Origin of the sequence: Anatilimnocola floriformis, assembly GCF_024256385.1 — a bacterium.
Classification (GTDB): domain Bacteria; phylum Planctomycetota; class Planctomycetia; order Pirellulales; family Pirellulaceae; genus Anatilimnocola; species Anatilimnocola floriformis.
The window spans coordinates 6,227,843-6,254,601 of the sequence record NZ_JAMLFW010000001.1 but is presented as its reverse complement, the minus strand read 5'-3'; the positions used below and the strand labels follow the sequence as shown (position 1 = coordinate 6,254,601).

The 26,759-nt window shown below is 58.5% G+C and carries 24 protein-coding genes; 14 read left to right on the top strand and 10 right to left on the bottom strand.

Annotated features, from left to right (window positions below; translation table 11 throughout):
* The first annotated feature begins 940 nt into the window (after positions 1-940).
* The 5 genes from M9Q49_RS24800 to M9Q49_RS24780 all read left to right on the top strand — a co-directional run bounded on the left by M9Q49_RS24800 (position 941) and on the right by M9Q49_RS24780 (position 5,123).
* Positions 941-1,093, top strand: coding sequence for a hypothetical protein (locus tag M9Q49_RS24800; RefSeq protein ID WP_254511800.1), 153 nt, complete (start codon positions 941-943; stop codon positions 1,091-1,093).
* A gap of 114 nt (positions 1,094-1,207) precedes the next feature.
* Positions 1,208-1,750 carry a hypothetical protein gene (locus M9Q49_RS24795; RefSeq protein WP_254511798.1) on the top strand — a complete coding sequence of 181 codons (543 nt, stop codon included), beginning with the start codon at positions 1,208-1,210 and terminating at the stop codon, positions 1,748-1,750.
* Between the two features lie 98 nt (positions 1,751-1,848).
* A complete protein-coding gene (locus M9Q49_RS24790; RefSeq protein WP_254511796.1) occupies positions 1,849-2,043 on the top strand; it encodes a hypothetical protein in 195 nt (64 codons plus the stop codon).
* A gap of 21 nt (positions 2,044-2,064) precedes the next feature.
* Positions 2,065-3,267 (top strand): hypothetical protein, encoded by a 1,203-nt coding sequence (locus M9Q49_RS24785; protein WP_254511794.1) that lies wholly within the window; start codon positions 2,065-2,067, stop codon positions 3,265-3,267.
* Between the two features lie 206 nt (positions 3,268-3,473).
* Positions 3,474-5,123: a hypothetical protein gene (locus M9Q49_RS24780; RefSeq protein ID WP_254511792.1), complete on the top strand. Its 1,650-nt coding sequence runs from the start codon at positions 3,474-3,476 to the stop codon at positions 5,121-5,123.
* 126 nt (positions 5,124-5,249) lie between these two features.
* Here the strand turns inward: M9Q49_RS24780 and M9Q49_RS24775 are convergent, their stop codons facing one another.
* Positions 5,250-5,939, bottom strand: coding sequence for a zinc metallopeptidase (locus M9Q49_RS24775; protein WP_254511791.1), 690 nt, complete (start codon positions 5,937-5,939; stop codon positions 5,250-5,252).
* A gap of 102 nt (positions 5,940-6,041) precedes the next feature.
* Positions 6,042-6,527: a hypothetical protein gene (locus tag M9Q49_RS24770; RefSeq protein ID WP_254511790.1), complete on the bottom strand. Its 486-nt coding sequence runs from the start codon at positions 6,525-6,527 to the stop codon at positions 6,042-6,044.
* A gap of 221 nt (positions 6,528-6,748) precedes the next feature.
* On the opposite strand from M9Q49_RS24770, the gene M9Q49_RS24765 reads away from it, so the two are divergent.
* Both M9Q49_RS24765 and M9Q49_RS24760 read left to right on the top strand, forming a co-directional pair.
* Positions 6,749-7,450: a response regulator transcription factor gene (locus M9Q49_RS24765; protein ID WP_254511788.1), complete on the top strand. Its 702-nt coding sequence runs from the start codon at positions 6,749-6,751 to the stop codon at positions 7,448-7,450.
* Complete coding sequence (locus tag M9Q49_RS24760) at positions 7,451-8,896, top strand: sensor histidine kinase (protein ID WP_254511786.1); 1,446 nt, start codon at positions 7,451-7,453, stop codon at positions 8,894-8,896.
* 59 nt (positions 8,897-8,955) lie between these two features.
* Here M9Q49_RS24760 and M9Q49_RS24755 read toward each other — a convergent pair whose 3' ends face one another.
* On the bottom strand, positions 8,956-9,675 hold the full coding sequence (locus M9Q49_RS24755; protein ID WP_254511784.1) for a transposase: 720 nt from the start codon (positions 9,673-9,675) through the stop codon (positions 8,956-8,958).
* Between the two features lie 108 nt (positions 9,676-9,783).
* Entirely contained in the window at positions 9,784-10,857 is a 1,074-nt protein-coding gene (locus M9Q49_RS24750) for a biopolymer transporter Tol (RefSeq protein ID WP_254511782.1), read from the bottom strand.
* 36 nt (positions 10,858-10,893) lie between these two features.
* Here M9Q49_RS24750 and M9Q49_RS24745 point away from each other — a divergent pair, with 36 nt between their 5' ends.
* From M9Q49_RS24745 to M9Q49_RS24730, 4 genes are all read left to right on the top strand, one after another.
* Positions 10,894-11,442: a cob(I)yrinic acid a,c-diamide adenosyltransferase gene (locus M9Q49_RS24745; RefSeq protein ID WP_254511780.1), complete on the top strand. Its 549-nt coding sequence runs from the start codon at positions 10,894-10,896 to the stop codon at positions 11,440-11,442.
* Between the two features lie 25 nt (positions 11,443-11,467).
* Complete coding sequence (locus tag M9Q49_RS24740) at positions 11,468-12,655, top strand: hypothetical protein (protein ID WP_254511779.1); 1,188 nt, start codon at positions 11,468-11,470, stop codon at positions 12,653-12,655.
* Between the two features lie 84 nt (positions 12,656-12,739).
* Complete coding sequence (locus M9Q49_RS24735; RefSeq protein ID WP_254511777.1) at positions 12,740-13,009, top strand: hypothetical protein; 270 nt, start codon at positions 12,740-12,742, stop codon at positions 13,007-13,009.
* Between the two features lie 108 nt (positions 13,010-13,117).
* Complete coding sequence (locus tag M9Q49_RS24730; RefSeq protein ID WP_254511775.1) at positions 13,118-13,786, top strand: class I SAM-dependent methyltransferase; 669 nt, start codon at positions 13,118-13,120, stop codon at positions 13,784-13,786.
* 102 nt (positions 13,787-13,888) lie between these two features.
* Here the strand turns inward: M9Q49_RS24730 and M9Q49_RS24725 are convergent, their stop codons facing one another.
* The gene (locus tag M9Q49_RS24725; RefSeq protein WP_254511774.1) at positions 13,889-14,170 is read right to left on the bottom strand and encodes a hypothetical protein; all 282 of its coding nucleotides are present in this window, start codon (positions 14,168-14,170) and stop codon (positions 13,889-13,891) included.
* A 45-nt stretch (positions 14,171-14,215) separates the two neighbouring features.
* Positions 14,216-14,953 carry a hypothetical protein gene (locus tag M9Q49_RS24720; protein ID WP_254511772.1) on the bottom strand — a complete coding sequence of 246 codons (738 nt, stop codon included), beginning with the start codon at positions 14,951-14,953 and terminating at the stop codon, positions 14,216-14,218.
* A 185-nt stretch (positions 14,954-15,138) separates the two neighbouring features.
* Between M9Q49_RS24720 and M9Q49_RS24715 the strand changes: the two genes are divergently transcribed.
* Positions 15,139-16,617, top strand: coding sequence for an aldehyde dehydrogenase family protein (locus tag M9Q49_RS24715; protein ID WP_254511770.1), 1,479 nt, complete (start codon positions 15,139-15,141; stop codon positions 16,615-16,617).
* A 106-nt stretch (positions 16,618-16,723) separates the two neighbouring features.
* On the opposite strand, the gene M9Q49_RS24710 is transcribed toward M9Q49_RS24715, so the two are convergent.
* Entirely contained in the window at positions 16,724-17,482 is a 759-nt protein-coding gene (locus M9Q49_RS24710; RefSeq protein ID WP_254511768.1) for a nucleotidyltransferase domain-containing protein, read from the bottom strand.
* A complete protein-coding gene (locus tag M9Q49_RS24705) occupies positions 17,479-18,453 on the bottom strand; it encodes a nucleotidyltransferase domain-containing protein (RefSeq protein WP_254511767.1) in 975 nt (324 codons plus the stop codon). Before M9Q49_RS24705 ends, M9Q49_RS24710 begins: the two co-directional genes overlap by 4 nt.
* Positions 18,454-18,621: 168 nt before the next feature.
* Between M9Q49_RS24705 and M9Q49_RS24700 the strand changes: the two genes are divergently transcribed.
* Positions 18,622-19,926, top strand: a complete 1,305-nt coding sequence (locus M9Q49_RS24700; protein ID WP_254511765.1) for a DUF1552 domain-containing protein — start codon at positions 18,622-18,624, stop codon at positions 19,924-19,926.
* Positions 19,927-19,973: 47 nt separating this feature from the next.
* Positions 19,974-22,490 (top strand): DUF1592 domain-containing protein, encoded by a 2,517-nt coding sequence (locus M9Q49_RS24695; protein WP_254511763.1) that lies wholly within the window; start codon positions 19,974-19,976, stop codon positions 22,488-22,490.
* A 15-nt stretch (positions 22,491-22,505) separates the two neighbouring features.
* On the opposite strand, the gene M9Q49_RS24690 is transcribed toward M9Q49_RS24695, so the two are convergent.
* Positions 22,506-23,966, bottom strand: a complete 1,461-nt coding sequence (locus M9Q49_RS24690) for a DUF1501 domain-containing protein (protein ID WP_254511761.1) — start codon at positions 23,964-23,966, stop codon at positions 22,506-22,508.
* A gap of 14 nt (positions 23,967-23,980) precedes the next feature.
* Positions 23,981-26,650: a PSD1 and planctomycete cytochrome C domain-containing protein gene (locus tag M9Q49_RS24685; RefSeq protein ID WP_254511759.1), complete on the bottom strand. Its 2,670-nt coding sequence runs from the start codon at positions 26,648-26,650 to the stop codon at positions 23,981-23,983.
* Positions 26,651-26,759: the final 109 nt, after the last annotated feature.

Here is a 26,759-nt window from a genome sequence, read left to right as displayed (position 1 = left end):
CGCACTATCGATTGCCGACCAGTTCGCCAGAAAATTGAGTCCAACTCGCGCATTATCCCCTCACCCCCGACCCCTCTCCCCGAAACGGGGCGAGGGGAGAGAGAAAAGGCGATGACAGCGACATTGGCGTGAACGGTAACCCTCCCGGAAATCGGCTGACCGAAGTTGTCAGTGTGCGGCCCTAAAATTTGGGTTGCTCATTTTCAATTTGGTGGAACGTTTGAAAAAACGGCAACGACCGAGGCGCTAGCGGTGCGCGCAGAATCACGAAAATGCCACCACCGCACAGCGAGGAAGGCGGAGGAATGAAGGTTATAACCGAGGTTATAAAAGGTTATAGGCTTTCAACCGCAAATGGCAGCAACCAATTGCTGCAGAACGATTTAGGGCGAAACAAAAAATCGTATAACCTGTTATATATTCCTGTTATATTCCAGCTGCCCAATCCCCTGCGCTGGCTGCGTCGGGCGGTCGCTAGCGACGTCGCAAATTGATTCGGGTGAAAAATCAATTTGATTACGAGTGCCCGCAAACCGTTGCGCTCGGGTTCGCGTAGGGAACTTGCGTAACCACAAGCGCATCCAACTCTTCGCTCTTCACCTGCCGGAAGTCTGGGTCTTGATTCGCCTTGCTGGCGAACCTGCGCCAGACCGCTCTCTTAGGCATCCGATCTGCAATGAATCGAGGCAGAAGGATGGATACTTCTCACAGGTGGATAACGGAATGCTCGTAAGTTGGTTAGCAGGAGTGGTTTGGTACTGTTTGATCGTGGTTTCTGTGTTCTGGCTTGGCCGCCGAATCCCCACAACCGATCCTTTTTGAAACTTTTCGCAGCAGTTAACGCTCATAACCGTGAGAAGCCGAAGAGTTTAGCAGGTCGAATCGCGGGAAACGGCTAGCAAGCTAGCAGCGACAAGGCCATGGCCTGGAGGCGGGTCCGATGCCAGACGGAAAACGAAAACGACGTCACAGTGTGAATCAGGCCCGTCGCCGTTGGTATGCCCAGCACCGCAGCCGCCGATTCAGCCGTCGCTTTGGCTGGGGTGAAACCAGCTCCGTCGCCGCCGTGAAGACCTACGCCTCGGCTTGCTAAGCTGGGCTTATTAAGGCAGCCTGCTTCTGCGGCTGACTTCACCTTCCCTTCAGGTTGAAGTGGTATCTTGCGAACACCAATTCGCAACCTCCGCTCGCTGACGGGAAACCTCTTATGTACCTGGCCCTAGCTGCCGTACTGTGCGTCATGGCTCAGAATGACTCGGGGACGAGCAAAGTTCCCGTCACCATCGCTGGCGGTCACGAAATCGGCCGCGAAGATCACGGCCGGCCCTGCATTTTGATTGCGGCTGGCTTGGGCGTTAAAACCGAGGTTTTTCGCGAAGCTTTCAGCGGCGTGACTCCCGCCAAGGGTGGCCCGCCGAGTGAAGCCGAGAAACGGGCCAATAAATCGGCCCTGCTGAAAGTGCTGAGCCCGCATAAGGTCTCGAACGAGCGGCTCGACGAAGTCTCGAACTACTACCGCTATCAGCCGCAGCGGGGCGAGCTCTGGCCGACTACGGCAGCCAAGGCTCACGCGGTGGTCGAGAATGGCAAGGTCACGAAAATCGTGGTCGACGAGCCCGGCTCGGGTTATTGCTCGCTGCCGCAGCTGAGCGTTAAAGGCTTTCCCGATTTGCAGTTGAAGGCGACGCTGCATCTCGACAAGGACCTGAAAAAGAACGGCGGGATCGAGGCAATTGAACTGAGCAAATAGTTCACGCCGGACCCTCTAGCTCTGGAACGGATCTTCCGGTATAGTGCGGGGCTTAATAAATTGCTTGCGTACCTGGCACTTGTTTTGAGACGATTCCGATGATTACTCGCCCCCGCACCAAATTCGTGCTCCAAACTGGCGAACGCCGCTGCCCCAAATGCCAGGCCAAGCTCAATAACCAGGTCACTCGCTGCAAGCGCTGCCACGGCACGGTCGCGAAGCCGAAGAAGCGGGTCAAGCGGAAGATCAAGTTCCGCGCCAAGAACGCGGCCAAAAAGGGTAACTCGCGGTAATAGTGCTGGCCAGGTGCTGCCATGCGGTGGATTCTCGCTGATCCTAGCAACGCCGCCGAGCAGCAATGGAAGCAACATGTCGCTGCGGCCAGCCAACGCTGGTGGCAAGCCTTTCAAGCGAATGCGCCGAATATCTCGGCGACTTTTACGCAGCCCGGCAACTTCGACATCGTCCGCTTTATGGACGATAACCTGCACGCGATTGATTCGCGTCTCTGCTGGGAATACGGTCCGGCTAGACTGCCGAAAAACGTGCATCTCCGCGGCCATCGCTTGGTGATCACTCCCGAGGCCGAACATTGGCTACGGCCGATGCTCAATCAGGTGCTGAGTGCTGCCCCGCAGATTCCCGGCTGGGAGTTCTATTCGCATCGCTTGCCCGAGGATGTCGCTCATGCGCGAGCTGCCGTGCAAGGCCGTTGCAGCGTTGAGTTTTCGCAAGGGATGATCGAAGCCCGCATCGGCAAAAATCGCAAAATCGACGTGCTATTCACGTTTCCGCAGGAAAACTGGTCGGAGGATCAGGCTCGCAGCGTGGCCTTTGTACTGACCGAAACGCTGCTCGGCGAAGAGACGCTCGATGGCTGGATCGGCGCGATCGACGCGGTCGATGCCAAAGAACCGGGCCATCGCTGGCTGCCGCTGGAACGAGCGGCTGACACGGTTTCGGCCGTGGCTCGGAGCATGCTCGATCAGTTGTCGCCGAATCCCATCTTTCGCGTCGACAAAAACAACAGCAAGTGGTCGAGCTACAAGCTACAGCCCGATCTCGGCGGCGAGGACTTTCCCGAGCGGAGCGACCTGATCGTCGGCACTTCGTGCTACGTCGATTTGATCGAAGCAGTGATGAGCGGCCGACTGTTCGATAGCCGCTGTTTTTCGCGGCACAAAGAGTATTTTTGTTATCTGAAGATCGACGCCGATGAAATCGACAGCTCGCAGCGAGTCGAGCATCGCGCCGGCCTCGAGGATCCGCTCGATGACGCGCTGCAGCAAGCGGGCGTCGGCGGCACGATTGGCGGCGGCAGTGGCGCCCGCTACAGCTACGTCGATCTCTCGCTCGGCAACGTGATGCAAGCCCTGCCGATCATCCGGCAAGTCCTTTCGCAACAACGAGCGCCGCTCCGCACCTGGCTGCTGTTCTTCGATTCGCAGCTGAGCGAAGAATGGTTCGGTGTGTATCCCCAAACGCCGCCGCCACCACGCTTTGCAGAAGCGAGCTAGCTGGCCCGCCGGTCGCAACGCTGCCCCGTCCGCTACTTGTTTCCTCTTTTTTCCCCTGCTAAAACCCGAGGCTGGACTGCCGGGTATAGCTTGCGTCGTAAAAATTCCTGGGTGATTCTGCGTGCGCTGAGGTTGTTTCGGCCACTTGCTGGTCCCCTTTGCTGGTTTCCTTGTTTGGGCACGTTCAGCCCTGGGAGAATGCTCTCGTGAAGCTCCTCACACGTACGATGTTTCAATGGATGGCGGGTGTCGCTGTCCTGTTTTCGCCTCTGGCGATGGCCCAAGAGGTCAAGCCGGTGGTTGTCGTCTCGATCGCTAGCATCGAAGACACGCTGACCGACGTCGGTTACATCACCAAGGCCGCCGGTTATGAAGACGTGGGCAAGACTGCCATGCTCTTCGGCAATGCCTTCACGGGCGGCTTTGATAAGAAGAAGCCGATCGGCGCTTATGTGACGATGTCGGGTGGCGAACCGCGGCCGGTGATCTTTGTGCCGGTGACCAACCTGCAGCAGATTCTGGAAACGTTCAAGGAACAGCTTGGCGAACCGAAGGACGCCGGTGACGGCGTGTTCGAAATCGGTAAGGCCGCGAGCGCCTTCTACAAAGAACAAGCCGGCTGGGTCTTCATCGCTCAGCAGAAGGAATACCTCGTCGGCTTGCCCGCCGATCCGGCCGCGCTGCTCGGCAAACTGCCGAAGGATTACAACGTCGCCGTGAAGGTTCTCGGCAACAACGTGCCGGTTGAGCTGAAGCAAGCCGGCGTCGACGCCATCAAGGTTCAGTTCGAACGTTCGTTCGAAGCCGGCGCCGCCAATGCTCCGCCCGAACAGCGCGAAGCCATGGAAAAGGTCGGCAAGAACAGCGTGGCTCAGATCACGCGCATCATGGAAGAAATGGAAGAAGTCACGCTTGGCCTCTCGATCGATTCGGTTGCCAAGAAGACCTTCCTCGACGTCACGCTGCTCGCGAAGGACGGCACTACGCTGGCCCGCCAGTTTGCGATGAACACCGGCCTGAAGTCGGGCTTCAGCGGCTTCCTGCTGCCCGAAGCTTCGGTGACGGCCAACTTCGTGGGCAAGCTCGGCCCAGAAGACATCACGCAGCAAGTCGCTCTCTTCAACACCATGAAGGCTCAGGTGATGAAGCAGATCGATAACGACGCCAACGTCGATGCCAACAAGCGTGGCCCGGTGAAGATGGTCGTCGGCCAGTTCATGGACGTTCTCACCAAGACCGTCGAAAGCGGCAAGATGGACGGCGGCGCTGCCCTCGTTCTCGAACCGAAGAACATCAGCTTTGTCGCTGGTATGTATGTGGCCGATGGCGCCACCTTCGAAGCTGCCTTCCGCAAGCTGGTCGACATCGCCAAGGACGAACCGGAGTTCCCGAAAGTGTCCTTCGACGTTGCCACTCACGGCGGCGTGAAGTTCCACACGCTGTCGGTTCCAATTCCGGCCAGCGAAAGCGAAATGCGTGAGTTCTTTGGTCCCAATATGGACATCGTCCTCGGCACGAGCCCCGGCAGTGCCTATCTCGCCTTCGGCAAGAATGCTCAGGGCCTCATCAAGAAGGTCATGGATGCTTCGGCCACGACGGCTGACAAAGCCGCTCTGCCGATGCAGATCAACGTCGGCCTGCTGCCGATCTTGAAGTTCATGCAATCGGTCGACGACAACGCGATCTATCCCGCTCTGACCTCGACGCTCGAAATGGCTGGCAACGACAAGATCATCTTGTCGAGCACCGCCACCGGCCGTGGCAGCACGGGCCGCTTCGAAATCGGCGAAGGTGTGATCAAGGTCCTTGGCGAAGCCGTGAAGGCCCTCGGCGGTGCGCTGCCAGGCGCCCTCTAATCAGGATCGCGTAGTTCGAAGCCATGCTTCGAACGAGCAAGCCGACGCTGATCAGGAAACCGTTAGAGCCCCGGAGTGAGTAACTCCGGGGCTCTTTTTTGGTTGGTCAGCAAATTGTCGATTCAACTACGCCCGCGAACGGTCGCTCGTGAAGTGCAACACGTAGTACACCAGCGTGAGCACGGCTTGCAGCGTGCCAGCCACATACGTCAGCGCGGCTGCATTCAGCACGCTCTTCACCGGCCCCATTTCGCTCTGCGGCACGATGTCTTCCGACACCAGCAACCGCTTGGCCCGCGTGCTGGCATTGAACTCGACCGGCAAGTTGATGAGCTGAAAAAACACCACGCCGCTAAACACCACAATGCCGAGCGCGAGCAACGGCTTGAAGCTCAGCATCACGCCCAGCAACATCAAGATGCCGCCGGCGCCACTGCCGAAGTTCGCCGCGGGAACGGCAAAGTTACGAACGATCAGCGGCACGTAACCCACGCCGTCCTGAATCGCATGGCCCGCTTCGTGCGCAGCGATACCCACTGCCGTCAAAGTGCGTCCGTGAAAAACGTCGCTACTGAGCCGCAGCACTTTGTCGCGCGGGTCGTAGTGATCGGTCATATGTCCATCGACCGGCTCAATCTGCACATCGTGCAAACCCGCGCGATCCAGAATCAACCGTGCGGCTTGGTAACCGCTCAACCGTGAGCCAAACTGCAGCCCTTTAGAATAGGCTGAGCTAACCCACATCTGCGCGAGCATCGCCAGACCAATGGCAGGCAAGGTGAACAGCAACAACTCGAATTGCGTAAATCCAAACATGGTTTGGGCTTTCTTCTCCAATCAACTGCGAAGCATGAGTGCCGGCTGTCAAAATGATGGCCAGCACACGAACTTGGCGGTATAAAAGCAACTCGCATGCCGTTAGATGCTTAGTCCCAGCCAACTCGGCGCGAGCACCAATAGTTGTTCGTCCGCCGCCGTCGATTCTCGAGCTGCAGCCAGCGCTTGCGGCAAGCCGCGTTCATAGGCCACCGAACTCCAGCCCCAAGCTCGGGCTGCCAGCGACAAATCGACCGACGACAACGTGCTCAGCAAATAGCCCGATGAGGAAGTCAGGATCAGGCGAAAGGCAAACGTGTCGCGCACCAGCAGCGTCGGCAGATGCACGGACATTTGCGAATCAAGCACCAGCACCACGGTCGTTCGCGCGGGCTCGGGGAAGCTTTGCAGCAACTGCTTGAGTTCGATCAGCGTGGAGTAGCGCGCGATCCGTTCGCCGGGATGCGGCGCGCTGTTGGTTGGGTCGTCGGTGGTCATGGGAATATCGTCCAAGTCCGCCGCCGCGATCGCCGCAGGGGACCAAAGGTTACGCATGGTTTGCAGCAGGTTGAATCGCAAGTTGGTCATGGTTCCGCTTCCCTTCGAGTAGTGCACAAGCCAGTAAACCACCGCCGCTGGTGCGGTGGCGAGGACTTATGCAAGGATAGCGCTCGCACCTGAGACCACGCTGAAGCGAACATAAAATCGGCTTCAGCTTGCGTTCTGGTTGCAACTCTCCGCGTATGCTGGAAAGAGAGCTGCTATTGGCTGCAGCGCACTTGGACCGCAAAAGTTACAACCGGCCGACGATGAGCGCCCGCATTTTGATTGTCGAAGACGAGCCGCGGATTGCGGACTTCCTCGTGCGCGGTCTGACCGAGGAGGGTTATCAAGTCGAACACGCTGCCGACGGCCGAGCCGGCGGCATTGCCCTCGCCAGTGGCGTGTGGGATCTCGTGTTGCTCGATTGGTGGCTGCCAGTCGAAGATGGCATTTCGCTGTTGCGGAGGTTTCGTCAACAAAATCGAACCACGCCGGTGCTCTTCCTCTCTGCCCGCGATGCGATTGCTCAGCGAGTGGAAGGCCTCGATGCTGGCGCCGACGACTACCTCACCAAGCCGTTTGCTTTTGAGGAACTTCTGGCGCGAGTGCGAGCACTGCTCCGCCGACCGAGCCAGGCCACGCCGCTCGAACTCGAATATGCCGGCGTGAAAGTAGATCTCGCCGCACAGAAAGCATATCGCGAGGGACAACTCCTCGATCTGACCGGCAAGGAGTTTCAACTCCTTACGCTCCTGCTGCGACATCCGGGGACAATCCTCTCGCGCACGCGAATTTTCGATGCCGTGTGGGGCGAGCAATACGATGGTTTGTCGAATACGCTCGAAGTGCACGTCAAAGAACTGCGCCGTAAGTTGGAAACTCAGGGCCCGCGGATCATTCACACGCATCGAGGCCGTGGTTACGCGCTCGATGCACAACACGCAGATCACTCCGCGGGCGAGGAATAAATGTCGCTCGTCAACCGCGTCTCGGCGTTCTTTCTCGTCGCGCTCGCCGTCATCCTGGCCATTTATTCCGTCACGATGTATGTCCTCGTGTCGCAGCAACTTCATCGGCAGTTCGAGCGACAGTTGCACGCCGCGCTGCATCAACTGACGGCTGCCGTTGAAGTGGAAGAAGACGATGTGAAGTTCGAGCCGTCGGATCACACGATCCATCTCGGCAGCGAGGATGGCCTGGAGGACATTCGTTGGGCGATCTTCGACGAAGCGGGCAAAATCGTCACGCGGTCGCAGAACATCACGCCCGGCAAATCACTCGACGATGAGCTGCTGAAATACGGCGAGCAGTTGCACCAGGAGGAGCACGCCGATTCGCTCGATTTGGGGAACTGGCGAGTGTTGCAGCATCGGCTCGCGGCTGAACATCCCAAGCCGATCGAAGAACGGGACGCGCTGGAGCGGGCTGCGCTGGTGGTCACTGTTGGCCGTTCGCCTGAAGATCTGAATGCCAATCTCCGCTGGGTTTCGCTGCTGGTTATCGTCCTGCCGATCGGCACTTGGCTGATCGCTGCCGTGGTCGGTCATCGCTTTTGCGCGGCGGCGCTTCGGCCTGTTCGGACGATGGCCGACGATGCGCGGGAGATGAGTCTCGCTTCGACGAATGGTCAATTCTCGACGGAGCGAATCCCTGTCGCGAAAACTGGCGATGAACTCGCCGAGCTCGGAGTCGCGTTCAATGCAGTGCTCGATGAACTTTTCAAAACACTCGGTCAGCAACGGCGATTCACCGGCGATGCAGCCCATCAACTCCGCACGCCACTCGCCGCCATTCGGGGACAGATTGAAGTCGCGCTTCGCCGACCGCGCACCGCGGAAGAACATGCCAGGACGCTGAGTGTGCTGTTGGAGCAAACCACTGAAATGCAGCAAGTCGTCGAGAGTCTGCTCTTTCTCGCGCGGGCCGAAGGAGAGGCAGCCGCGCCGACGGCCGAGCAAATCTCGCTTAAATCGTGGCTCCCATCATTTCTGCAGCGCTTCGAAAAGCACCCGCGCGCCACTGACTTGCATTTTCAATCGCTGCAGCCAGCCGAGATCACGGCTTCGCCGGCGCTTCTTAGTCAGCTGCTTGAAAACCTGGTGAGCAACGCGCTCAAATACAGCGAGCCCGGCACGCCGGTGACGGTGGAAGTTCGGCAATCGAAACACGCGGCCATCATTGCCGTGCAGGATCAAGGCATTGGCATTCCCGCCAGCGAACGGACGGCGATCTTTGAGCCCTTCTTCCGCTCGCCGAACGCCCGCAAGGCAGGCATCGCCGGCACCGGCTTGGGCCTCGCCATCGCGGCTCGCATCGCCACCGCCCTCGGCGGCGAACTCACCTGCGAACCCGTCGATGGCCCAGGAAGTTGCTTTGTGCTTCGCTTGCCAAGTGTAGGCGCAGTCACTCCGTGACTCGCAACAGTTGTTTGGCTAGAGGAAGTCGAATCGGCTGAGAACACTTCGACTGCGTGTCACGGTGTAATTGAACCTGAGATCGGTTTTGAATAATAGCGGTAGCTTCCCGCCACGAGTCCCGCCTTTTCTGGGTTCTCGGCAATGTAGCGACGGTACCTGGCATACTCGTCAGGTGAACGCACGAGGTGATCGAACTGATCAACTTGCCAGAACTCGCCGCTCGCCGAGACGGGCATTATCCCCGAATTTGTCGAATAGTTTTTGTTTCGCAACCAACGGTTAATCTTCGTAGCGGTATATCTCTTCCACGACTTGCATTGCGTCACCAGCATCGCTTCGCTGCGAAACGCTACCAGCAAGTGGACATGGTTCGGCATCACAACGGCATCGGTGAGAAAATACCGATCATTGTCGAAATGCAGCAGGCTATTCAGCACAATTTCGGAGAGGTCTGGCTCGCGTAAGACACAAGCTCCAGCTGCTAGATCGAGTTGCTCGTCCCAGTTCGCGAATAGTTCCCATTGCGTCCGCTCGCGGATTGCGGTTGGCAATTTTTGGATTGACTGCCGCCAGTCACCGCGGGGATCGATGCTCAGTTGTCTAAGTAGCTCTTCGCGACGAGCAATAAATTTTTCCACCAAGTCGCGTGGGAACGAGTCAGCAGTCCGCCATGTGATGAAACAAATTGTTCCGGCTTGGGCCCAATGCGGCAGCCGCTTCCAAACAATCGTGTGGTCTTGATTCGGATCAAAACACTGAAAGGGAAATTCCGGCATATCAAGATAAGAGCAGAACTGCGACTTAAACAGAGTTTGACGTCAAGCAGCGCGCAGTTCTTGTCGCGCGCTGCCAAACACCTGTTGCGAGTCACGGAGTGACTGCGCCTACGGAAGACGAAAATCCCCGATGAACAGCTGACTGCTGCGATCTTCCGTGCGGCCGCTGGTCCACATCAGTTTCTTGCCATCGGGCGAGAAGACCGGCAGCACGTCGGCGCCGGGGAAGTCGGTGACGCGGATTCTTTCGCCGATCGAGAACTTGCCGTCCTTCGCTTCGTACTTGGCGAGCCACAGATCGTAGTTCGGCCGGGCGTTGGGATCGGTGTGATCGGCGCCGGTCCAGATGATGTAGGGCTCGGTCGGGTGCCAGTACGGCGCCCAGCACACGCCGTTGATGTCGGTCAGGGCGGTGTCGTTTTTGCCGTCGATGCCAATGACGTGAATCTGCAGGTGCTCAGCTTTTTTGCGGTCGCTGCGGAAGATCACCCATTTTTGATCGGGCGAAATGAACGGCCCGCCGTCGTAGCCAGGCTCGTTGGTCAGCTGCCGCACATTCGTGCCGTCGCTGTTCATCACATACAAATCGGGATCGCCATCGCGATCGCTGCAGAAGGCAATCAGCTTGCCGTCCTTCGAGTAGGCACCTTCAGCGTCGTAGCCCTTTGAGTCGGTCAGCCGCTTCAGGTTGCCACCTTGCAGATCACACTCAAAAATTTCGGTGTAGGGATCGAAATCCCACGAGTAGCGTGGCCGACGGCCGAGCCGCTTATTTTCTTCCTGCGTTTTCTTTTCGTCCTCTTCGGTCTTGGTCATGTTCGGATCGAGATGGCTCGACGCAAACATGATCTTCGTGCCATCGGGCGAGAAGTACGCGCACGTCGTGCGGCCGCGACCGGTGCTGATTCGGTGTGGCACGCCATCCGGCAGTGTCTGGATAAAAATCTGATAAAACGGATAGTCGAGCGGCTGGGCCTGGTAGACGATCGTCTTGCCATCGGGCGAGAAGTAACCTTCGCCGGCTTTCACCATGCCGCGCGTCACCTGCTGCACGTTCGAGAGGAATTTCTTTTCGATCGACTCGGCAGGCGGACCCTTCGACGGATCGACGCCCGGCGGTTGCGCCGCGAGCAATGCGGGAAACGCCAACAACACAGCGGCCAACAAACAACGCAATCGCATATCGATTTCTCCAGGCGGGAATACACGTAGCCAATCATGAAAATATATACCAAGACCGGCGACACCGGTGAAACAGGCCTCTTCGCCGGCCCCCGCGTCCGCAAGGACAATCCGCGGATCGAAGCCTACGGCGAGGTCGACGAACTGAACGCCGTACTCGGTTTGGCGCGCTGCGAACCGCTCCCGCCCGCCATCGAGCAAACCCTGGCCGCCGTGCAAAACGAACTCTTCGCCGTCGGCGCCGAGCTCGCCACTCCCGATCCGGTGAAAATGGGCACGGCTTGGATCTCGGGAACGCACGTCGCCGCGCTCGAGCAAGCCATTGATGAACTCGAAACGCACTTGCCGCCGCTCCGGCAGTTCATTTTGCCAGCAGGCAACCGCGGCGCTTGCACCATCCACATTGCTCGCGGAGTCTGCCGCCGCGCCGAACGCCGCTTGGTCACGCTCGCCAACGAACCGAACATCGAGATTTCGGAATTGCTGATCCGCTATCTCAACCGGCTCAGCGATTACCTCTTCGTGGCCGCTCGCGCGACAAACGTGCTGGCCGGAGAGAAAGAGATTCCGTGGCAGAAACCGTGAGACGAAGTAGCGCAAGAAGAACGCGATGCTCCACTTCCTTTCCCTACGATCTTGGCGGTTTCAATTCGGCCTGCGTGCCCTACTGCTGCTGATGACCGTCGTGGGAATCGGCTTGACGATCTATCGCTGGCCTTGGGAGGAAGGGGGCCTGGGCTTCAGCAGCCATTACCACCGCGGCTGGAATGGCAAGCCGGTCAAGCATGGCTGGGAAACACGCGGGTATTCGAAGAAGACTCACCTAGTTGAGCGTTTTTTTGACGAAGGCGAGGAGCGCTTGGAGCGGGCCTGGATGAATGACCAGGTCGTTATCGAAAACCGTTATCTGAACCGTAAGCGGCATGGGCCTTTTTTAAATATTGACAAGAAGCGTCGAATCGAAGGAAGCTTTCAGCAGGGAGAGAATCACGGCAAGTGGGTAACGACGACGGCCGACGTGATCATGCGGGCGGAATGGAAGGCAGGCAAGCGTCATGGCCGGCGAACTTGGGCAGCGCCGGACGGGCGGGAGTTGCAGTCGGCCGAATACAACCTTGGGAAACTAGTGAAGTGGAACGATCAGTCCATCGATTCAGCGCTCGCTCATTGGCTCGACGGCCACGTGCCGGATAGCGAACTTCGCTGCAAGCTCGATCAAAAAGTGGGTCGGCGCGCGGAGCTACACGCAGAGTGGTGCTTATATGCACAGATTCAGTTTTCGGTTGGCGCAACTCGGCTGGTGGTTCAATCTGACAATCATCTGCCTTTTGAGAACGCGGAGTTTTCAGAATTAACTTTGGGCGAAGTCCTGCTCGCCGATGCTCTGGAAAATGATCACACACTGGCCTTTCGCTTTAATGCTTTGAACTTTGTCCCGATTACGGCGAAGTCTCTCGACTGGCAAGATCGCACGGGCGTTTACGACGTTTGCTTCGATCCGGGCTCCCGACAAGAAAACTTCTGGCTTGAGGAAGTCGCAGCCGATCAATTCAGCATCTGGCACCCTGCCGCGCGGTTCAGCAAAATGTTCGAGCCGGAGTTTGGCAAGTCGCTGATCATCTTCGTTTCGGTTAACTTGATCGATTCCGAAGAACATCGCCTGTTCTCCACTCCCATGCGTGGACCCAATCCACCTCGGCCGCGGCGGGACCTGCTCGGTCATCATTTGGACCGTGAGAACTGCTACGTCGAGCAACAGGGCAACAGGCTGATCATCAAACGGCGGCATGCGGATTGATTGTTGGCGTTTCGGTGCTCGCGCGCTACGAATGTACTGGCCGGAGAAAAAGAAATTCCCTAGCAGAAACCTGGAGACGAAACGATGAACACCAGCGACTGGGGGGCGATCGCGTTTGCGATTGCCATTCCTGCAGCACTCCTGCTCTTGGCGCACCTCGCATCCAGAGCGGAACAGGAGCCGTTCGCAACGAGTGCTCCGCCGATCAGCGACGACGAGTTTATGGCCGCCTTACCCGCTGGCACGAAGCGAGACATTGCTCTCAAGGTACGCCGGATCGTCGCTGACCAATTCAATGTCGAATACTGCCGCATTCATCCCGATTGCACGTGGAGAGATCTGGGGGCTGACTAATCCTTCTGATCGCTACAGCCGTCCGCCGCAGCCCTTTTTTCAGACCAGCCGGCGTGCCGTGACCTAAGCTTGCAGACCGTACGTCTCCAGCACCACAGGTCTACGCGCATGTCTACTGCTCAAGCTGATTTTCAGAATAAACAGTCCTTTGCTTATCGGGCTCGCCGAGCGCGACTGGCGCACTTGATGGCAGTGATCGATGGCGCTGAAAAGAGCGCCGCCAAGCCGCTGCGGATTCTGGATGTCGGCGGCACCGATACGTTTTGGAAGATGATGGACCTGGCCGACCGCGACGACCTCGACTTCACGGTCATCAACATCTATCCGGCTCAAGAGCCCGACGAGCGGTTTCGCTGGATCGTGGGCGATGCTCGCGATCTGTCGCAGTTCGGCGATGGTGAGTTCGATCTGGCGTTTTCGAACAGCGTGATCGAACACGTCGGCGGCGCTGCCGATCAGCTGCGGATGGCGAACGAAATTCGCCGCGTGGGCGTGCGCTATTTCGTGCAGACGCCGAATCGGTACTTCCCGATCGAGCCCCACTTCCTGTTCCCCGGGTTTCAGTTTTTGCCGGAACGGACGAAGGTGTTTCTGCTGAAGCGCTTTCAGCTCGGTTGGTTTCCGAAGGCCAAGACCGATGAAGAAGCCATCGGTTACGCTCGCGAGATTCAACTGCTCAATCGCCGCGAGTTTGCCGGGATGTTTCCCGATGCGAAGCTCATTGATGAGCGAGTTGCCGGCCTGGTGAAGAGCTTTATGGCCGTGCGAGATAAGTAAGAAGTCAGCCGGAATTAACTTGTGCAGTTCCGGCTTTGTTAGCACTTCATGCCGGAACAGCGCGGAGTACCGCTTGTTCCGGCCTACGACGAAATGCGACGTTTACTTTTTCACCGGCGTCGCGTCTTGCTTGTTGAGCATCTTGGTGATCAGCGTTGCCACGAGTTCAGGCTTGGCTTCTTTGCGCAGATGGTCGAGCGTCTTCTTGTCGACGTTTAGTTTCGACAAGTGCAGGATCACGCTGTCCCAGTTCTTTTGCAGCTTCTTGCCTTCCGACAGGTACAGCTCGGTGACCAGCTCTTGCACGCGCTGTAGGGCGATCGTGTCGCGATTGTCGTAGAAATTCTTGATCGCGTTCTGCTGGAATTTCGTGTACTCGGCCATGACGGGAAAGTGCTCCGTGAGTGGGGGAGTGAAGGTGAGCGGTGCTTAACTTCCTGCCGCGGGTGCTGGAGCGGCGGGAGCGGCCGGCGCGGGACCATCGAGCTGGACCGATGCCATCGATGATTTTACGGCGGCAAATAGTTTGTGTTTGGTATCGACGGAAGTTGCGGCCCGCCAGGCGACGATCACCCGATTGGCTCCGGCATCGAAGGAATAGACTTCGATCTGTCCCGGCAGCCGTTCGTTGGCGCCGTTGACTTCGAATTCCATATCCCCGGCGCACTTGAGGAATTTCACCGCAATGTCGCCAGTCGGGGCTTTCACGGGTGGGTTGTCGCCCCAGGCCCCGCCCCCTGCCATCGCAGCCGCGGCTTGCACTAGGTTATGCAAGTTATCCGCTTCCGCCTTGGGGACGAAATACAGATAGCAGTAGGCCGGGATGGTCTTTCCAGCATCATCGGCCAGCGGCCGTTGCATCGTGTAACAAAATCCGGGGAGGTCGGCCTGCAGCAATTTGGCCCCCGGTTTGGAAGCATCGAGCGATGTCGTCTGGGCCGTCAGCAGTGAGGGAAAGCGGACCTTGAGCCCTGATGAGCCTGCGGCGCTCCGCACGGTGGCGTAGTCCTTGGCGAGTTCCTGCGGCCCTTCGTTGGCCCGGCGAGTGATGGCGGCTTTGGCGCCGCCGGCGCGGGCGTCGTATTCCCCCTGACCACAGCCGACGATGGCAGCTGCCAGCAGAACACCAGGGATCGAACAGAGAACGGAGAAGTAGGCGGAACGCATGCCATCGCTCGTGAGAATCAGGAAAGATCAGAAGACTTTATTGTAACTGACCGGAGTGCGGTTTTCAGGGTTGTTGTCGCTGCTGAATTCTGGCCCATTCAACTACCCACCAGCTCGGCCGTTGCGCATAGAATACTAAGAGACACCAGCCCGAACACATCTTCCTCTTCCTCGGAGTTCGATCGATGGCTACCGCGACCCCTTCCAAAAAAATCGCCCGCCCAAAGATTCAGCAGACGACTTGCTTCATCGACGGCCAGTGGGTGCCAGCGCAGAGCGGCAAGACATTCGCCACGTACAACCCGGCTACCGAGGAGTTGATCGCCGATGTCGCTGAAGGTGACGCTGCCGATATCGATGCGGCCGCCAAGGCTGCTCGCAAGCAATTCGATAGCGGTGAGTGGAGCAAGATGGACGCGCGTGACCGCGGCCGACTGATGCTGAAGCTCGCCGACCTGATGGAAGCCGAGATCGATGAACTCGCCGCGCTCGAATCGCTCGACAACGGCAAGCCGTTTCGCGATGCCCGCAACGCCGACCTGCCGCTGACGATCGATTGCCTCCGTTACTACGCCGGCTTCGCCGACAAGATTCACGGCAAGACCGTGCCGATCCGCGGTAACTACTTCTGTTACACACGGCCCGAACCGGTCGGTGTGGTTGGGCAGATTATTCCTTGGAATTTCCCGCTGCTGATGACCGCGTGGAAATGGGGCCCGGCCCTTGCCACCGGTTGCACCATCGTGATGAAGCCTGCCGAGCAAACGCCGCTCACTTGTCTCCGCGTGGCGCGACTCGCACAGAAGGCCGGCATTCCCGACGGCGTGATCAACGTCGTTCCCGGCTATGGACCAACGGCTGGCGGCGCGATCGTAAAGCATCCGCTCATCGACAAGGTGGCCTTCACCGGCTCGACCGAGGTCGGCAAGATCATCATGCGCGACGCAGCCAACACCATGAAGCGCGTGACGCTCGAGCTGGGCGGCAAGAGCCCGAACATCGTCTTCGACGATGCCGACATCGACGCTGCCGTCGCCGGCTCGCACTTCGGCTTGTACTTCAACCAAGGCCAATGCTGCTGCGCCGGCAGCCGCCTGTTTGTGCAAGAAAAGATCCACGACAAGTTCATCGACGCCATCATGTCGATGAACAAAGCCCGCAAGCTCGGCGACCCGCTCGATCCCGACACCGAGCAAGGCCCGCAGGTCGATAAGGAACAATTCGACAAGATCCTCGGCTACATCGACAGCGGCAAGCAAGAAGGCGCCAATCTGCTCTCCGGCGGCAAGCGCTTCGGCGAAAAGGGTTTCTATGTCGAGCCGACGCTCTTCACGAACGTAAAGGACGACATGAAGATCGCCCAGGAAGAAATCTTTGGCCCGGTCATGTCGGTGCTGAAGTTCAAGAGCCTCGACGAAATCGCCGCCCGTGCCAACAACACCCTCTACGGCCTGGCCGCCGCCGTGTGGACCCGCGACATCGGCAAGGCCCACTCCCTCGCCAACAAGCTCCGCGCCGGCACGGTGTGGGTCAACTGCTACGACGTCTTCGATGCGGCTGCCCCCTTCGGTGGCTTTAAGTTCTCAGGCCAGGGCCGCGAACTCGGCGAAGAAGGTTTGAAGGGTTACCTCGAGAATAAGACGGTTACCGTAGCGATGAGCTGAGCGTGGCGAAGCCACGTCTTCACTCCCTCTCCACGGTACTCCGGAGAGAGGGTCGGGGTGAGGGGTTGAACCTAGAGAAATCGTAGGTTCAGCAGGTCCTAACCTACTACGCTCTCGTTTTCATCCGAATCCTCACAAGCAAATCATTCATCGCCGCAGTCCCTCGTGCCGTTTCGGGCAGATTGCTTCGATCGTAGGCCTGTTCGAGTTCCGCAGTCAGTTGCTGATACTGCCGCTCGTGAAACTCCAGGTCGGCTTGATCCAGCCGGCCTTTTTCGGGGCCTCCGACCTTACGGGCAATCAAATCGGGAATGAAGTCCAGTTTCGCCACCTCGTTCAAGTGAACTAAGTTGGCTTCAACTTGACCCGTGCGCATGAGGTGGATCCCGGTCAATAAGACCCGATACACGTAGAGCAGTGGCTTGACGTGCGGCGGCGACTCTTTTTGAAACAGTTTCCACTGCGTGGCTGCGAAACCAAGGTAATGGTGGGCGTGATGCTTGGTGATGCAGTCGGTGGCCAAAGCCTTGAGTTCTTCGTGCTCTGGCGTCGTATGAACGACCAGCGGCGACAGCAGTTGCTCGAGCACATAGCCGTTCTTCTTCAGCATCAGGCCGAAAAACTTGTGGGCGTCGTGAGTGACGAGATCGATTTCCAGCCCGTCGTAGAACCCCGACTTTTCAATCGTTTCCTGGCCCGGATTCAAGCCGACGACCTCCGTGAGGGGTAGCAAATGAACGCCGCGCAGGTCGAAGTCGGAATCGGCTGATGGAAACCCATACAGATGCGCTCCACTAATCGTGGCGAACAGCAGCGGGTGAGGATGGCTGGCGACTTGTTGGTGTAAACGGGGGTCAAAATTCATGGAAGTTCCTCCAGCAAAGCCGCACGCCGCGCCTTAATGAGCAGGGCATTGGCGCGCTCGTAGTCGGGTCGATCAGGCAGGCTTGTTTGCTGCACAGCCTGTTCAAATTCTTGGTGCAAACTAATCCGCCAACGCTCGGTTTCATCCCAGGCAATCTCGCCTCGTTTCACGGCCAGCAGTTGCTCTCGTTGGGAGTCCATACGCACTGGCACAAAACCATTGCGCAACACGCTGATACCGGAAATCAAAAGCCGGATCAGGTGCATCACGTGCTTCCATTTCACTTGACCTTGATTGCGGATGTCAGCCTGCATCTTCTTAAATTGCGAGGTGACGTACCCGTTGTAGGTTTGAAATACCAAGCGCGAGAGGAACGAAGACCTCATTGACAGCAGTTCTTCTCCAAGCGGCGTGATGTTCTCGATCAATGGTGTATAGAGGCACTCAAGGACGTTTGGGTTCGCTTTGAGCGCCAATATTAAGAACCGCTGCAACTCCCAGCACTGCTCTTGAGTCTCTTCTCGGTCGATCTGGTCGGGAACGCCGTACAGCGACCAATGCAGGTCAGCCGGAGGAAGATAGATGCCTCGGTAATCTGTATCGGAGTGCTCGCCTTCCAAGCCGTAGGCTCGCGAGCCAATGATGCAGCGAAAAATCACTCGCGAGAACAGGTCGTTCCGAGCTACTGTGATTTGCGAGTCACCGATCTCGCCTTCCTTGAAATGGGCCAGCGTCGTCAAGTCTTCCCGCCGCAAGGAGTCTTCGATCCCGTCCAGAAATCGAACTCGATACGAGTGATTCAGGTCGCCGGGCGAGCGGATGACAACACCCACGGAACCATTGGGATGCAGAATGCGGCCCCCTTCGCCGGTAATGCTCCTCAGAGTGACAACTTGCGTTCCAATGGAGAAAATCAAATTTGGATTTTGATGGACACGTTCAGCCACGCTCGAATGCTCCAGTTGCGCCATCGCCCGGCTTCGTAGAAAGCCAAGGCATCGTTTGATGATTGTACCTGTGCGAAAAAAGCTGCGGCCCCTGCCGTAGTTCGAATTCGTAACAGTCGCTTCGCGTGGCACCATTAGGTAAGATCAACAGTCTGCACCAACTCCCCACCGCTTTCACTCGAACCCTGCAAGATGCGAACCATCCTCTCTCCGTCGTCGCGCCTTCATCGGCGCAGCTTTCTGCGTGCCACCGGCGTGGCGCTCGCGCTCCCTTGGCTGAGCGCGATGATTCGTTCGGTCCTAGCGAATGACAAGGCGAGTGAGAAAAATGTCCGGCCGCGGCGGATGGTAGCGATCTGCTCCGACATGGGTTTCATTCCCGAATACTTTTTTCCGAAAGGAACGGGAGCCGACTATAAGGCTTCGCCCTACTTGGAAATCGTCAAGGATTTTCGGCCGCACACGACGGTCTTCTCCGGCCTGTCGCATCCGCAGGTCGATGGCGGGCATGCGGCCGATATTTGCTTTCTCACCGGCGCTGCCCATCCCGGTGGCGGCGGGTTTCGCAATACGATCTCGCTCGATCAATACGCGGCCCAGCACATCGGCACGCAGACCCGTTTCGCACATTTGAATCTCATCATCGGTCACGAGACCAAGCAAAACCTTTCCTGGACGCAGGCCGGCGTCGGCATTCCACCCGAGCAATGGCCGTCGGCGGTTTACAAGCGGTTGTTCTTGCAAGGGACCGCGGACGAACTGAAAGCACGGCTCCGCGAATTGCGCGATGGTCGCAGCGTGCTCGATGCGGTCGCCACCAGTGCCAAGGGACTCGAGCGCCGCGTGGGGCCCGAGGATCGCGGCCGGCTCGATCAATACTTCACTGCCGTGCGCGAGCTCGAGCAGCAACTGCAGCGCGCCGAAGAATGGGAACACAAGGACAAGCCGAAGGTCGAAATGCAGCCGCCGGCCGATGTGAAAGACAACAACGATACGTCGGCGAAGGGGAAGCTGATGTACGACCTGACGAAGCTCGCAATTCAAACCGACTCGACTCGGCTGATCACGATCATGGCTCAGGATCAGCATTCGACGCACAAGATTCCTGGCGCCGATTCGCATCACTCGCTCACGCACCACGGCAATCGACCCGAAGTGATGGCTACGCTGCGGAAGATGGAAGAAAACCAAATGGCGAGCTTCCGCGATTTTCTCGCCGGCTTGCAAAGCGTGACGGAAGGGGAAGAGACGCTGCTCGACCGCACCATGGTGTTGCACGGCGCTGCGATGGGCAACGCCAACTGGCACAGCAATGTGAACCTGCCGGTCATGCTCTGCGGCGGCGGTTTCCGGCACGGCCAGCACTTGGCCTTTGATAAGGACCGCAACCATCCGCTGGCGAATCTCTACGTCAGCATGCTGCAACGGATGGGGATCGAAACGAGCAAATTCTCGACCGGCACGACGACGCTGCCCGGCTTGGAATTCAAAGCGTAGGCGATCGAGTCGCAGTGGGAATTTTGTCTTCTTTCGGAATCTGGCCGATGAATCTGTTTCGCTCTTCGCTGTGGGCCCTGTCTGCGCTCGCAATCCCTGCTGTTGTGTTGGCCGCGGAGCCGGCTGGCTTCGATGAAACCATCAAGCCGTTTGTCAAAACGCATTGCGCCAACTGCCACAGCGGCGAGAAGCCCGAAGCGGGTTTGAATCTCGTCACGCTGCCAGCCGATTTCAGCAATCCGAAGATCGCGCAGGTGTGGAGCAACGTTCGCGAGCAACTGCGCGATCGCACCATGCCGCCGAAAGATGCCGAAGCACCAACCGCCGCGGCCAGCAAACCAGTGGTCGAATGGCTCGCGAAAAATCTGAAGGCAGCGCCGCAACCGCCGATTGTCCGCCGCATGAATCGCACCGAGCACGAGAACTCGCTGCGCGACATGCTCGGTTTGCCAGGAATCGAGATCAAAGAAATGTTGCCCGTCGACGGTGACAGCCAGGGTTTCGATACCGTGGCCAACTCACTCGACATTTCTTACGTGCAGATGGCCAACTACATGGACGCTGCCGAAGTCGCGCTGTCGAAAGGCGCCGCCCTCGGCCTGCTTCCCGAACGGCCCGAAACAAAAACGATCCGCTACTATCCGCAGCACTGCGACGGTTGGTGGCGGCGCTCCGGCGAAGGCGCAACCATTCAACTCGCCGCCGATGGCGCCGATCCAATCTGGAACAAAGAAACAGGCGTCGTCGAAAAGGGAGCCAACCCAGACAAGATCGAGCCCGTGAAAGCGATGGGAACGTTCTTTCATTCTGATCCCGCCGGCCTGCTGTATCTGAACAATCATCACAAAGCCCGCATTCCGATGGCGGGCATGTATCGGATCAAGATTTCCGCGTATGCCTTTCATTGGAAGAAGGGTGAGCTCGTCCCCTGCACTAAGGCCGAAGCGTTCAGCCTCGCCACGCAGAAGCAGGTGCTCGGATATTTCGACGCGCTCCCCGATCAGCCGACCGTATCGACCGTGACGACCTGGCTCGAACCGAGCGACCATCTGCACTTCAACGCCGTGACCCTGCACCACGGCCATGGCACCGATTCAGGGGCCAAGAAGTTCGATTACCAAGGCGTGGCCGTGGAGTGGACCGAGATTGAAGGCCCGCTGCTCGAATCCTGGCCGACGCCCGCTCGCAAGTTGATGTTCGGTGATTTGGCGGTCGAAAAATGGAAGGACGGCGATAAGCTGCCGCGGCCGAAGCGTCCGCACGACAGCCCGCAACCGCTGTACACCGTCGTTTCTGCCGATCCCGAGAACGACGCCCGGCGGCTCCTCAAAAACTTCATGGCGGTGGCGGTTCGGCGTCCTGTGAATGATGAAGAAGTGCAGCCGTTCGTCGCGTTGTTTCAAGGCAAGTTGGCCGAGCCGGCGTCGTTCGAGGAGTCGCTACGGCTCGCTCAGAAAGCAATTCTTTCGTCCGCTCATTTCGTGTTTCTCAGCCGCGAGTCTACCGACAAGAGCGATCTTCACGCGCTCGCCGCGCGACTGTCGTATTTCCTCTGGAGCACCGCGCCCGATGAGCAGCTTCGCAAACTAGCCGCTGATGGCACACTGGCCGATCCGAAGGTGCTGCGGGCCGAAACCGAACGCTTGCTGAATGACCCCAAGTGCCGCCGCTTTGTGGAGAACTTCACCGGCCAATGGCTGAAGCTGCGCGACATCAACAGCACGCAGCCCGATCGGCAACTCTATCCTGACGACGCGTGGGAATCGGACATCATGCCCTACACGGTCGACTCGATGCTGGAAGAAACTCGGCAGTTCTTTGCCGCGATGGTTCGCGAAGATCTAAGCACGACCAACGTCATCGACTCCGATTTCACTTACCTCAACGCCCCGGTCGCCAAGCTGTATGGAATCAAAGATGTGGTGGGCGCCGAACTGCGCAAAACACCGCTCCGCGTCGGCGGTGGTCGCGGCGGCATTGTGACTCAACCGAGTATTATGAAAGTGAGCGCCAACGGCACGACGACCTCGCCGGTCGTGCGCGGTGTGTTCGTCACGTCGCGGCTCCTGGGCAAGACGATCAATCCGCCGCCGCCGAACATCAGCGGCATCGATCCCGATGTGCGCGGTGCGACCACCATTCGCGAACAACTCGCCAAGCATCGCAGCAACCCGACGTGCAATTCCTGCCATGCGAAGATGGACCCGCCGGGCTTTGCCCTGGAAAGCTTCGACGTCGTCGGCCGGCAGCGCGAACGCTATCGATTTCTCAAGGACAATCGCCTGCAAATGGATGGTCCTATCATCGACCCCTCGGGCGAAACCGTTACTGGCCAGCCGTTTCAGAATCTCACGGAACTCAAGGCTCACCTGCTCGCCGATCCCGATCAACTGGCCCGCAACATGGCCGTGAAATTTCTGACCTACGCCACGGGCCGACCGCCAAGTGGCGGTGACTTGGTCGAGATCGACGAAATCGTCGCGCGGCTACGCGAGAAAAACTTCGGCACGCGGAGCTTGATCCATGAGATCGTGCAAAGTTCGACGTTCCGCGGCGGCAAGTAACCGATCGCAACAGTTTCAAGCCACGATCTCGCTGATCACTTTGCCGTGATCAATATCGAGTCGCTTGCGGCCGGGGATTTCTAGCCGCCGCGAGTCGAGCCCCAACTGCTGCATAATCGTGGCGTGGATGTCGGTGACGTAGTGACGGTTTTCAACGGCGTGGAAACCGATTTCATCGGTCACGCCGTGGACGATGCCACCTTTCAAACCGCCGCCGGCCATCCACACGCTAAAGCCATAAATGTGATGATCGCGGCCATCGGCACCCTGCGTTCCCGGCGTGCGGCCAAACTCGCTGGCGAAGACCACGAGTGTCGATTCGAGCAGACCGCGCTGCTTCAGATCCTTGATCAAACCGGCGATCGGTTTATCGACGGCTTGGAAATTCTTCGAGTGGTTAGCTTTCAGTCCGCCATGCGCATCCCACACGCCAGCGCCACCCGCGCCGTGCTGCACCTGAATGAACCGCACCCCGCGCTCGACGAACCGCCGGGCTGCGAGCATCTGCAAGCCAAAATCCTTCGTCGCCGGATCGTCGATGCCATACAGATTTTGCGTCGCCTGCGTTTCGCGGTTCAGATCGAGCGTCTCTGGCACCGAAGTTTGCATGCGATAGGCGAGCTCATACGCTTTGATCCGCGCGCTGAGCGCTGCGTCGTTTGGATACTCTTCGGCTTTGAGTTGATTCAGCTTGCCGACCAGATCGAACCCGATTTGCTGTTCTCTGGCAGAAATGTTCTTCGCCGGTTTGCCGAAGTCGAGCGGGTTGGCCGGATCGACGCGAATGGGAATCGCGTCGTGGGCCGGGCCCAGGTAGTGGCCGTCCTTGGCGTTCCAGTATTCGCGTTTGCCCATCGAGATGAACTGCGGCAGGTTGTCGTTGAGCGACCCCAAACCGTAATGCACCCAGCCGCCGAGCGTCGGATATTCGCCGTCGAGCATGTGCCGCCCCGAATGGAACTGCGTCTGCGCGCCGTGGTTGTCGTCGGTCGTGTACATCGAGCGGATGATCGCGAGATCGTCGACGACCGAGCCCATGTGTGGCACCCAATCGCTCATCTCAATGCCGGCCTGCCCGTACTCTCTAAAGCCGACCTGCAGCGGATAAATCTTGTTCCGCTGCTGACCATTGGCATCGTTGATGACCGTCACCCGCGCGAGCTTCAGCTTCTCCGGATTCTGCACATCGGCGTGCGGCGTTTCGCTGATACTTTTGCCGGCATACTTCGTCAGCTCCGGTTTGGGATCGAACGACTCCATGTGCGACACGCCGCCGTTCATGAACAGCCAGATGACGCTCTTGGCCTTCGGAGCGAAGTGCGGCTGGCCTGTTGGCGGCTGCCATTCGGCGGCGGGATTGGCGCGGCTGTCTTGCGCAATGAGCGCGCTGAGGGCGAGTGTGGAAAGACCGTTCTTGAGAAAATTGCGCCGCGATGGGGCGGTGGGGAGATCGGGCGATGAGGAGATTGTTTTCATGGCCTCTGCTTCCCTTACCGGATAGTGACGAAGTCGTTGTGGTTTAATAAGGCGTGAATGATTTGAATGCGTGCGTGCTGCTGAGCGTTAGGCAGCTTCTTTTGATTGGCGATGTCGGTTAATTGTGCGATCGATCCTAGCACCAAGTCAATTTCTGATTGCTTCGGCTCGGTAGCAAGAATGAGCAGAAACGCGGTGCGTACAAACTCCGCATCGCTGGCCTGCGGGTTTGCTGTTTGCAACTTCGCGCCGATCTTCTCCGTCATGGCCGTTGCCAGCGGGCTGTTTTCGAGGGCGAGGGCCTGTTGCGGCACGATGCTTTCGCTGCGGCGGTAACACTCGAGCACGTTGGCGTCGTCGAAGGCCTGCAGGAACTGCTGATGCTCGTTGTGAGAGTGGACGAAGTACAAGCTGCGGCGTTTGGAGTTCGCATCGGCGACCGGAATCGATGGGCCGCCTTGCTTCAGGTCGAGTTCGCCGGCCAGATGCAGCAAGCCGTCGCGCACCAACTGAGCTTCCATCCGCAGCGGACTTGCTCGCCAATAGAACTTGTTATCGGGATCGGCAGCAAGGGTTTCTGCGGTCGCCCCGGCGGTAGATGAATTCAGTCGATAGGTTTGCGAGGTGCAAATCAGGCGATGCAAATGCTTTAAGCTCCAGTTGCGTTCGCGCAGTTCCACGGCGAGCCAATCGAGCAACTCGGGATGCGTCGGCGGAGTTCCCTTACGGCCGAAGTCGAAGACGGTCGGAACCAGCGCGCGGCCGAAATGGCGATTCCAAACGTGATTGACGATGACTCGCGAAGTGAGCGGATGCTGCGGATCGGTGATCCACTGTGCAAGCGCGGTTCGCCGACCAGTGCTGGTCGTGGGGAACGGCTTTTTGCGCGACGGTTCCTGTTCGAGATTCGACTCGAGAGTTTTAAGCGAGCCGACGAGTGACGTGTAGGCTTCACCCGGCGCGGCGAGATTCTTCATCGCTGCTTCGAGCGCGGTCTTGGCGGCCGCGAGCTTCTTTTCGGGCTCGGCCTTCTTGTCGGCGGCAGCAATGTGTAGCGCGAGCTCGGCGCGGGCCACTTCTTCTTCGGCCTTTCTTACGGCGACTTCTTTTTCCGCCGCGGCTGCCTCGATGAACCGTGGCTTGGGATCTTCGGAGTTGGCCGGATGGAAACGAGCTTCGTCGGCAGCCAAACGAGCGACGAACGCTTGAACGCTGGCTTCGGCAACGTTGAAAGCTCGTTCCGCGATGACGACTTCGAGCAGCGATTTTGCCTTTTGATCGTCGGGCGCCTCTGCGTGCTTCGCTTGAGCTGCCGTGAGCGCTGCGCGCGCTGCCGTGATGGCGTTATCGGCCGACTTGCGCTGCGCCGCGATGACGTGAGCCCGCAGACCAGGTTGATGTGCATCGTGCGGCAACTTTACTTCGTGAATTGCGAATTCACCCACCGACAAGAACGCTGGCGGCTGTGGCGTGATCGTTTTCGTCTTGTCTGGATTCCGATCGTCTCCGCGAATATGCAAATGAGTCACCGCATCGAGGTTGCAGTCGAAGGGCCGCGGAATGCCGTTCTTTTCGAAGTCGAGTTCGTCGCCGACAACGTCCGTGCGGATTTGGTACGGCTCGAAGATGGCCCGCATTTGGTAGTACTCGACCTGCGAGAACGGGTCGTACTTGTGATCGTGGCACTTCGCACAGTTGAAGGTCAGCCCGAGGAAGGCTTTGCCGGTGTGTTCGACGGTTTCATCGAGCCAACTCGTACGGTTGAACTTGAAATACTGCCGGGCGAGAAAGCCGCTGCCGCGGAGTTTGTCGAGGTCGTTGGGATAGAGTTCGTCAGCAGCCAGCGACTCGCGAATCATCTGGTCGTAGGGCTTGTCGGCGTTGAGCGATTCGATGATCCAGTCACGCCAATGCCAGATGTGCTTTTGCGAATTGCGAACTTCCGCGCCGAGCCCCCACCAATCGCTGTAGCGATAGATGTCCATCAGGTGACGGCCCCAGCGCTCGCCATATTCAGGCCGTTGCAGTAAACCATCGACAACCTTGTCGTGCGCGGTTGCCGAGTCGTCGGCGAGGAACGCGCCCATCTCTTCACTCGTCGGCGGCAAGCCGATCAGGTCAAGCGTGACGCGCCGCAGCCAGAGGCGCTTGTCAGTTGGTTTCTGCGGGACAATCCCACGCTTGTCATGCTCGGCCGCGATGAAGGCATCGATCGGGTTTTTCGCCCAGGCTTCGTTCTTCACCATTGGCAACGGCGCTTTAATCGGCGCTTTGAAAGCCCAGTGATCGCGCGGATCGCGCTCGGCTTGTTCGTTCTCCGGGGCCGGCGATCCTGCCGCAATCCAGGCTCGAATCGCTTCGATTTCCGCCGGCTTGAGCGGCTCTCCCTCCGGCGGCATGCGCTCGGATTCTTCCTTGGCCGTAATTTTATTAAGCAGCAAACTCGCCGCGACGTCGCTGGCTTTTAGCGAGCTGCCGCTGTCGCCACCTTTGAGCAAATTCGCGACCGAGTCGACGCGCAGACTCCCTTCTTGCTTTAGCGCACCATGACATGCAAAGCAGCGTTCTTTGAGTACGGGCTTGATGCGCGCGGCGTAGTCGTTGGCCGTGAAGGGTTGCTCGGCAATCGCAGCGCGCGAGCACAGCAACAACAAGAGACAGCAACCAAGAGCGCGCCGAGCCATGCAGTCGTCCTCGGGCAGAAGGAGGGAGAGGGAGGTGGGACGATTTGATCTTAACCCGTCGCGCGTTAAAAGTCGCCCCGCAAAGTCTTGACTTGCGTTCGGCGGACGG

Coding starts and splice junctions, on each gene's coding strand:
- M9Q49_RS24705 (WP_254511767.1), bottom strand. CDS start 18,453: ATGGCGCAACTGGAGCATTCGAGCGTGGCTGAACGTGTCCATCAAAAT.
- M9Q49_RS24710 (WP_254511768.1), bottom strand. CDS start 17,482: ATGAATTTTGACCCCCGTTTACACCAACAAGTCGCCAGCCATCCTCAC.
- M9Q49_RS24730 (WP_254511775.1), top strand. CDS start 13,118: ATGTCTACTGCTCAAGCTGATTTTCAGAATAAACAGTCCTTTGCTTAT.
- M9Q49_RS24750 (WP_254511782.1), bottom strand. CDS start 10,857: ATGCGATTGCGTTGTTTGTTGGCCGCTGTGTTGTTGGCGTTTCCCGCA.
- M9Q49_RS24755 (WP_254511784.1), bottom strand. CDS start 9,675: ATGCCGGAATTTCCCTTTCAGTGTTTTGATCCGAATCAAGACCACACG.
- M9Q49_RS24690 (WP_254511761.1), bottom strand. CDS start 23,966: ATGAAAACAATCTCCTCATCGCCCGATCTCCCCACCGCCCCATCGCGG.
- M9Q49_RS24790 (WP_254511796.1), top strand. CDS start 1,849: ATGATTACTCGCCCCCGCACCAAATTCGTGCTCCAAACTGGCGAACGC.
- M9Q49_RS24695 (WP_254511763.1), top strand. CDS start 19,974: ATGAATCTGTTTCGCTCTTCGCTGTGGGCCCTGTCTGCGCTCGCAATC.
- M9Q49_RS24800 (WP_254511800.1), top strand. CDS start 941: ATGCCAGACGGAAAACGAAAACGACGTCACAGTGTGAATCAGGCCCGT.
- M9Q49_RS24740 (WP_254511779.1), top strand. CDS start 11,468: ATGCTCCACTTCCTTTCCCTACGATCTTGGCGGTTTCAATTCGGCCTG.
- M9Q49_RS24760 (WP_254511786.1), top strand. CDS start 7,451: ATGTCGCTCGTCAACCGCGTCTCGGCGTTCTTTCTCGTCGCGCTCGCC.
- M9Q49_RS24725 (WP_254511774.1), bottom strand. CDS start 14,170: ATGGCCGAGTACACGAAATTCCAGCAGAACGCGATCAAGAATTTCTAC.
- M9Q49_RS24745 (WP_254511780.1), top strand. CDS start 10,894: ATGAAAATATATACCAAGACCGGCGACACCGGTGAAACAGGCCTCTTC.
- M9Q49_RS24715 (WP_254511770.1), top strand. CDS start 15,139: ATGGCTACCGCGACCCCTTCCAAAAAAATCGCCCGCCCAAAGATTCAG.
- M9Q49_RS24775 (WP_254511791.1), bottom strand. CDS start 5,939: ATGTTTGGATTTACGCAATTCGAGTTGTTGCTGTTCACCTTGCCTGCC.
- M9Q49_RS24685 (WP_254511759.1), bottom strand. CDS start 26,650: ATGGCTCGGCGCGCTCTTGGTTGCTGTCTCTTGTTGTTGCTGTGCTCG.
- M9Q49_RS24785 (WP_254511794.1), top strand. CDS start 2,065: ATGCGGTGGATTCTCGCTGATCCTAGCAACGCCGCCGAGCAGCAATGG.
- M9Q49_RS24700 (WP_254511765.1), top strand. CDS start 18,622: ATGCGAACCATCCTCTCTCCGTCGTCGCGCCTTCATCGGCGCAGCTTT.
- M9Q49_RS24770 (WP_254511790.1), bottom strand. CDS start 6,527: ATGACCAACTTGCGATTCAACCTGCTGCAAACCATGCGTAACCTTTGG.
- M9Q49_RS24735 (WP_254511777.1), top strand. CDS start 12,740: ATGAACACCAGCGACTGGGGGGCGATCGCGTTTGCGATTGCCATTCCT.
- M9Q49_RS24765 (WP_254511788.1), top strand. CDS start 6,749: ATGAGCGCCCGCATTTTGATTGTCGAAGACGAGCCGCGGATTGCGGAC.
- M9Q49_RS24795 (WP_254511798.1), top strand. CDS start 1,208: ATGTACCTGGCCCTAGCTGCCGTACTGTGCGTCATGGCTCAGAATGAC.
- M9Q49_RS24720 (WP_254511772.1), bottom strand. CDS start 14,953: ATGCGTTCCGCCTACTTCTCCGTTCTCTGTTCGATCCCTGGTGTTCTG.